Genomic DNA, 6,242 nt, shown 5'->3' on the forward strand with positions numbered 1-6,242 from the left:
GGTCAGCGGGTGACGGTGGGGGCGGTCTGCTGGTCTGGGTCCACGTCGGGGTGCTCGAAGGCGACGGGCTTGCCGAGCTGGCGGGCGAGTGCGATCTCATCGCGGGTGGATGTGCCGATGCGGGTGCCGACGACGATCACCCGGTCGGCCATGTCGATCTTGTGGCGGTGGAGGGCGTCGAGGTCGAGCTTCAGTTGCTCCAGTTCCTCCTCGGTGTCCCACAGCGGGTGGGGCTCCTTGAGGTTGCAGCCGACGGACAGGACGACGTTCCCCGCGGCGGTCTCCCGCCGGTTGACCTCCGTGAACTCGTCCATGAACTCCGTGGAGCCGCACAGGGTGACGATCTGCGGGCGGGGGTCGAGCTGCTGCGCCTGCTTCCGCAGGTGCTGCGCGACGAACCGGCGGTCCATGCCCGGGGCGACAGCGTGATCGATCGGGTGGTGGCCCATGGCGTTCGCCCGCTGGATGACGAAGTGCGCCACCGTGTCGTGGAACTCGACGGGCTGAGGCGTCGGGCCAGCGTCGAACTGGTCCTGGTCGAGGGGCCGCTTGGTGCCGACGGCCATACCGACGCGGACACCGGTGTCCTCTCCGGTGATGGTCTCCAGGCGCCATCCCGCCCCCGCCGGCCACCAGCGGAACTCCACCCAGGCCGGGTACCGGTGCATGTGGTCGGACTCCGCGGCGCACCGGGCGTTGTAGCCGCTGCGGTAGAGCGTCGGATCGAGGGCGTTGACGCCGTGCTCGTCGAAGCTGCGGTCGTACAGGTCCTGGTCGAGGGCGGGAGACGGCACGTCGACCTGGTAGATCGTGTAGCCGGCGTACAGCACCAGGCGTCGGGCGGGCGCGGCAGGCTTGGGCTTGGGCTTGGGCTTGGGCTGCGGGTCGGTGGTGTCCGTGGTCATGAGGGGTGTCCTTCCGAGAGGGGCCGCGCCCGGACGGTCCGGGCGCGGCCGACGGGTCAGGGGTGGCGGTTGCTGCGGCGGGTGCGGCACCAGGTCAGGCCGCAGTCGATGAGGTCGCGGTTCAGGAAGGCGTCGATGGGGTCGCCGTGGTGCGCGCTGGGCGGCATGCCCAACTCCTCCTCCAGGCGGCGGATCTTTGCCGGGGAGGGCCGGTCGTGGGTCGGGCAGCGACGGGTGACGCGCTGCAGCAGGGCGGTGAACACGGCGGCCCGGTCAGCGGGTGAGCTGGGAGGCGACGGACAGCAGCAGGTCGACGCCGATGCCGTGCATGTCGACGGACACGTGGGTGGTGTCGCGGACGCGGGCCCTGGGGTCCTTGGCCGGGGCGGCGTAGCCGTAGGGGCCGGTGCCGCCCCCGATCGACAGGCCGCCGTCGTCGAGCTGCTCGACGGGCGCGAACTGGCCCCAGTGCACGGCCATACGGCGCGCCAGGCGGCCGTGTACGCCCACGAGGGGCTGTCGGGGGACCCGGGCGGTCCGATCGGGCAGGAAGTGCGTCACGGCGCGCTCCACGGCGCGCAGGGGCCCGCTGATCGACACGTGGCAGGCGGGGTTCGTGCCGTGCAGGGTGACGCTGTAGGTGATGCCGGACAGGGTGTTCCACGACAGCGTGGAGGAGTTCGCCAGCAGGCCGACGCGGTCGCGCGGGTGCAGGTCGAGTTCCTTCATCGCGCGGCCGATCTCGGACAGCAGCTCCAGGCGGCCCATCGCCCGCGGCGTGGAAGCGGTCCGGGTGCGGGCGGCCTCCTCGTCGTCGAGGGCGGGCAGGACCAGGCGCAGGACCTCGCGGGCGATCCGGTCCGGGGCGAGGTGCTCCAGGCGCACGTCGGGCTCGTACGGCTCGCGGCCGGGGAGCTGCCACGCGACATCGGTGCGCCAGGCGTGCGCGACGAGGATCAGGGTGCGGCCGGCCTGCGTCATGCGGGCTGCTGGCTGGAACGACCACCAGGCGTTGTACGGGGCGACGGCCCACTCCTGCTCGTTGCGGACGGGCAGCCGGGCGGCGACGCGCTCGGCGAGTGCCACGGACGGGGAGACCCGGCGGGCAGGGGCGGCGGGGACGGTGGTGGTGGGGACGGTCATCGCTGTGCCTTCCAGGGCGGGCCGCACCCCCTACAGCGAGGGGCGCGGCCGAAGCGGCAAGGGGTCAGATCAGGTGCGCGGCGGCGGCGATGAGGAGGTCGACGCCGATCCCGTCGAACTCGGCGGCCACGCGCGTGGCGTCGTCGACGGGCGTGCCCTTGTCGGCAAGCGAGACGATGTGGCCCCCGGGGAGCGGGTGGCCGGGGAGCCAGGCGGCGCCCGCCTCGGCGGCGGGGCGGAGCTGCGGGAACCGTTCGATCAGACCGCGTGTGGTGACGCTGGAGGCGTCGGGGAGCGCCGGGCCCTGGTGCGGGGGCAGCAGGTGCGGCAGAAGCCCGTACAGGCCCGACAGGGGCCCGTAGTAGTTCAGCCGCAGGTTCGACTGCAGGCCGCGCATCGACAGCCCCCACGTGCCGCCCCCGCCGGCGGTCCAGATCAGGCCCGGCGCGGTGGCGGCGACACTGCCGGGCTCCGGGGTGATCCCGTGGGCGGCGAGCGCGTACCCGAACTCCCGCAGGTGGTCCATGCGCGCGGTGAGGGCGCCCATCCAGCCGTGCGTCCGCGCGATGTTCGCGGCGATCTCGTTGTCGACGAGGGGCAGGACGCTGCGCAGGACTCCGGCGGCGACCTCGGCGATCGGGTCGGGCTCGGTGCCGTCGACGATCAGGGCGGGCGGCTCGGGCAGCGGGTCGAACTCGGCGGTGAACACCTCCAGGCGGCCGGCGTTCTCCACCAGGTACAGCGTGCGGACGCCGTCGGTGAGCGCGGCGGTCGGGGCGCCGGGCCGGAACACGCTCCTGGGGTGCTCGACGGTCCAGGCGCGGCCCCGGCGAGCGGGGAGCAGCGCGGCAAGCGGGCGGGCGGCGGCCGGGATGGTGTACGTGTTCGCGTGGGCGAAGGTGCCCGGGGCGGGGGCGGCGGTCTGCGTCACGAGGTGTTCCTTCGTTCGGGTCGGTCCGGGCGGTGACTCTCCGGCCGGGCCATGTCGTCATGCGGGTGGTGCTTGCGTCGCGCCCGCAGTGGGTCGCTGGCTGGTACTACGTCGGGCGGGGCAAAGTTGTGACACCTCGCCCCGCCCGACGGGTGCCGGTCAGGCCGGGGCGGGCTCGACGCGGTGGGCCTGGTCGATGACGCGCGTGCCTTCGGCCTCCACGTACTCCTCGTACGCGAGTTGCACGGCGGTGCTGTGGCTGTCGGTGGCGAACGACGCCGACCACGCCGAGTTGTCGTCGTCGTCCTGGTCGTCGACGAGCCGGCCTATGGCGGCCTGGTCGTCGTCGGCGACCGCGTGGGAGCTGTCGATGACGAGGTTGCCGCCCCAGTCCCAGCGGCCCAGCAGGAGAATCACGACTGCTCCCTGGGGGCCGGAGCGCCAGTGATGGCGCGGATCGCGGCGGCGGACAGCTCCGCGAGCTTGTCCAGGCCGTCACCCATGGTGGCCGTTTCGAGGTAGACCCCGGCGTCGCAAGCGGTGACACCGTCGGGGAGTTCCGGCTCAGCGGGGAACTCGTCGTTGACGGAGTACCGGAGGTTGTACCGGAACTCGATGACAAGGTCGTCGTCGCCGTCCACCAGGAACGTGAAGTCGGTTTCGTGCGGCCCGGACAGGGTGCTGACGGTGCCCCAGTGCTGGGGGTCGTCCGTCCAGGGCGCGCCGAGGAGCTGCGCGGCGACGCGGGCGACGTCGGCAACGGCGAACGGGTACTTGGACTGTGACGCCTGGTCGGCGGTGGCCGGGTGCGCGGTCGGAAGCATCGACATGCGGGGTCCCTCCTGGGGTGGGGTGGGGTGGGTAGGGCCCCGGGAGCCAGCGATCGGCTCCCGGGGCGGGGGGTCAGATCAGGGAGCGGCGGGCGACGCGCTGGCCGGACGCCCGGAGCGCTTCACGGGCCGCGCGGACGGCGGCGGCTTCGGCGATGGCCTGCGCCTGCTGGGCGGCCGACCGGGCGCGCATCTCCTCGACCTCGGCCCGCCAGGCGCGGGCGGCGTCGTCGCCGTTGTCGCCGAGGGCCAGGCTCCACAGGGCGTGCCCCTGGCGCAGCTCCCGGACGGCGGCCCGGTTGTACGGGCGGACCTCGGAGACGACTGGGCCGTCCGACGTCCACTCGGTGATCACGATGTGCAGGCGGGACAGGTCGGTGTCGGCGGGGAGCGCCGGGCAGTCGATCGCCATGTGCCTCTGCGTCGTGATGTGGGCGTGCCCGCCGCAGCCGGGCGGGATGCCGGGCCCGGACTCGGCGGCGCCGCACGCCGCGCGCTGGCAGGAGCAGGACGCCGGTACGGGCACGGCGTTGCGGATGTCGACGGTGTGGACGGCGAGGAGGTTCACGCCTGCCGCCCGGCGCGCTCGATGATCATGCGGACTGCGTCGGCAAGCCACTCGGCTACCGCGTTCAGGCCGTCGGCGGCAGAGCCCTCGTAGAACTCGGGGAGCACCTTGGGGGCGCCGTCGAGGCGGACGCCGAAGTCGCCCTCGTCGTCAACGCCGACGCTGAACACGCCGTGCTCGGCATGCTCCAGGAACGCCCCCACGCCCCATGGCCAGGACTCAGCCGTCCACTCGTCGCCGAGGAGGCGGGCGGCGGCGTGGCCGATGTCGGACGGCACGAACAGGTATTCGGCCTCCCGCTCCGGCAGTTCCGCGCCGTAGTGCATCGCGGCGGTCCGGAGCGTCTGGTCTCCGGTCTTGTCGCTGTCGGCATCGGCGAGGTGGGCCAGGTCGGCGATCAGGTCGGCGATCAGGTCGGCGATCTCGGGGCCGTACTGCGCGGCGTACAGGTCGTACGCGGCGCGGGCGCGCTCTCCGCGTTCCTTGTCGGTGAGTTCGCTGTCGTGGGCTGCGCTGTCCATCAGGGTGTTCCTTCGGTTCAGGGGAATGCCGGCGTGCTCTGGCCGGGGAGTGGAGCGGGCCGGGCGGGCTTGTGTCCCCGCCCGGCCCCGGGTGCTACGGGCGGACGGAAGGGCGGGCGTTGTCGGTGCGGATCTCGTCGGCGAGGCGTGCGTGCTGCTGCCAGACGGTGAAGACCTGGCGGAGCCAGTCGTCAGTGCGCTGCCACTGGTGGTCACCGTCGTAGTGGAGCCGGTGCAGCGAGCGAACGAGGTCGGCCTCACGCTGGGCGAAGCGGACGACGTCGACGGGGTCCAGCCGGGCGGGGAACGGGAGTTCACGGTCGACGAGCGGCACCAAGACGTACTCGGAGAGCTGCGCGGGGAAGCGTCCGGCCGGGTTGGCGGCGGCGATCTCGTCGGCGCGGAACAGCGCCTCGGTGGCCTCGGTCGGCAGCTCCTCGTACGCGCCGGGCGGGACGGCGTCAAACGCGTTGGCGGCGGCATCCAGGTGAGCGGCCATGGAGCCGAGGGCGGACATCGTGCGCGGTGGGGCGAAGCGGTCGCGGGCAATCTCGGCGACGACGCGGGCGCGCTGCGCGGCCTGGGCGTAGGCGTTGAACTCCAGGTCGGTGGACATGGTCTGTGCGTCTCCAGGGGCATGGAAGGGGCAGGGTCAGGCGGGGCGGGCCCCCGGAGAGCACCGGGGGCCCCGGGGGCGGGCTACTCGCCCTGGGGGGCGGACACCTCGTAGGCGTGGGCGTCCATGGCGCGGCCGATCAGCTCGGCCGTGTCGAGGCCGTACGCGGCGGCGAGGCTCAGCACGTTGCCGACGGCGAACACAGCCGCGCGGATCTCGGGCGCCAGGTTCATCAGGTGGTCGCCCTGAGCGCGGCGCTTGTGGGCCCGGAGCACGGCGCCGGAGGACGACCACGCGGCGGTGAAGTGGAACAGGTCGCCGAGGAAGTCCCCGATCATCTCGTCGGCCATCTCGCGGCCCTTTACGCGCTGCTGGGCCGGGTCGTGGCGGGTCGCGGCGGCGTAGGCGTTGATGACCTGGCGTCCGGCCTTGGCGGACGCGACCGGCACGCGGCGGGATTCCGGGTGGTTGGAGCCGTCACGGGCGGCGCCGTAGGCGGTCGCGGCGCGGTCGGCGTTGGCCGGGTAAGCGGCGTACATGGGTGTCCTTCGGTTCGGGTCCGGCGTTGCTCGGCGCCGGGGAGTTGGCCAGGTGGCCGGGGCTTGTGTCCCGTGTGGGGGGCCGGGGCGCGGCGGGGGGTGCCGCGCCCCGGCTGTCTGGGGGTCAGGCGGCGGCGCGGGCGGCGGCGGGGCGGCCGAGGGCGATCCGGGCGAGGAAGTCGGCCACCT

General features: G+C 73.6%; 10 protein-coding genes. All 10 read right to left on the bottom strand.

Annotated features, from left to right (window positions below):
- Positions 1-2: 2 nt before the first annotated feature.
- Complete coding sequence (locus tag ACIP9H_RS34095; RefSeq protein ID WP_401962931.1) at positions 3-905, bottom strand: hypothetical protein; 903 nt, start codon at positions 903-905, stop codon at positions 3-5.
- A gap of 56 nt (positions 906-961) precedes the next feature.
- Positions 962-1,168 carry a hypothetical protein gene (locus tag ACIP9H_RS34100; protein WP_401962934.1) on the bottom strand — a complete coding sequence of 69 codons (207 nt, stop codon included), beginning with the start codon at positions 1,166-1,168 and terminating at the stop codon, positions 962-964.
- Positions 1,169-1,178: 10 nt separating this feature from the next.
- Positions 1,179-2,048 (bottom strand): hypothetical protein, encoded by an 870-nt coding sequence (locus ACIP9H_RS34105; RefSeq protein ID WP_401962936.1) that lies wholly within the window; start codon positions 2,046-2,048, stop codon positions 1,179-1,181.
- Positions 2,049-2,112: 64 nt separating this feature from the next.
- Positions 2,113-2,979: a hypothetical protein gene (locus ACIP9H_RS34110; RefSeq protein ID WP_401962937.1), complete on the bottom strand. Its 867-nt coding sequence runs from the start codon at positions 2,977-2,979 to the stop codon at positions 2,113-2,115.
- Positions 2,980-3,138: 159 nt separating this feature from the next.
- Positions 3,139-3,396: a hypothetical protein gene (locus ACIP9H_RS34115; protein WP_401962940.1), complete on the bottom strand. Its 258-nt coding sequence runs from the start codon at positions 3,394-3,396 to the stop codon at positions 3,139-3,141.
- Entirely contained in the window at positions 3,393-3,809 is a 417-nt protein-coding gene (locus ACIP9H_RS34120; RefSeq protein ID WP_401962942.1) for a hypothetical protein, read from the bottom strand. Before ACIP9H_RS34120 ends, ACIP9H_RS34115 begins: the two co-directional genes overlap by 4 nt.
- 73 nt (positions 3,810-3,882) lie before the next feature.
- On the bottom strand, positions 3,883-4,377 hold the full coding sequence (locus ACIP9H_RS34125) for a hypothetical protein (protein ID WP_401962945.1): 495 nt from the start codon (positions 4,375-4,377) through the stop codon (positions 3,883-3,885).
- On the bottom strand, positions 4,374-4,898 hold the full coding sequence (locus tag ACIP9H_RS34130) for a hypothetical protein (RefSeq protein WP_401962948.1): 525 nt from the start codon (positions 4,896-4,898) through the stop codon (positions 4,374-4,376). The genes ACIP9H_RS34125 and ACIP9H_RS34130 overlap by 4 nt, the downstream gene beginning before the upstream one ends.
- A 94-nt stretch (positions 4,899-4,992) precedes the next feature.
- Positions 4,993-5,514 (bottom strand): hypothetical protein, encoded by a 522-nt coding sequence (locus ACIP9H_RS34135; RefSeq protein ID WP_401962950.1) that lies wholly within the window; start codon positions 5,512-5,514, stop codon positions 4,993-4,995.
- An 83-nt stretch (positions 5,515-5,597) separates the two neighbouring features.
- Positions 5,598-6,053 (bottom strand): hypothetical protein, encoded by a 456-nt coding sequence (locus ACIP9H_RS34140; RefSeq protein ID WP_401962953.1) that lies wholly within the window; start codon positions 6,051-6,053, stop codon positions 5,598-5,600.
- Between the last annotated feature and the right edge of the window lie 189 nt (positions 6,054-6,242).

This window comes from Streptomyces sp. NPDC088732 (assembly GCF_044751205.1).
In the GTDB taxonomy this organism is placed as follows: domain Bacteria; phylum Actinomycetota; class Actinomycetes; order Streptomycetales; family Streptomycetaceae; genus Actinacidiphila.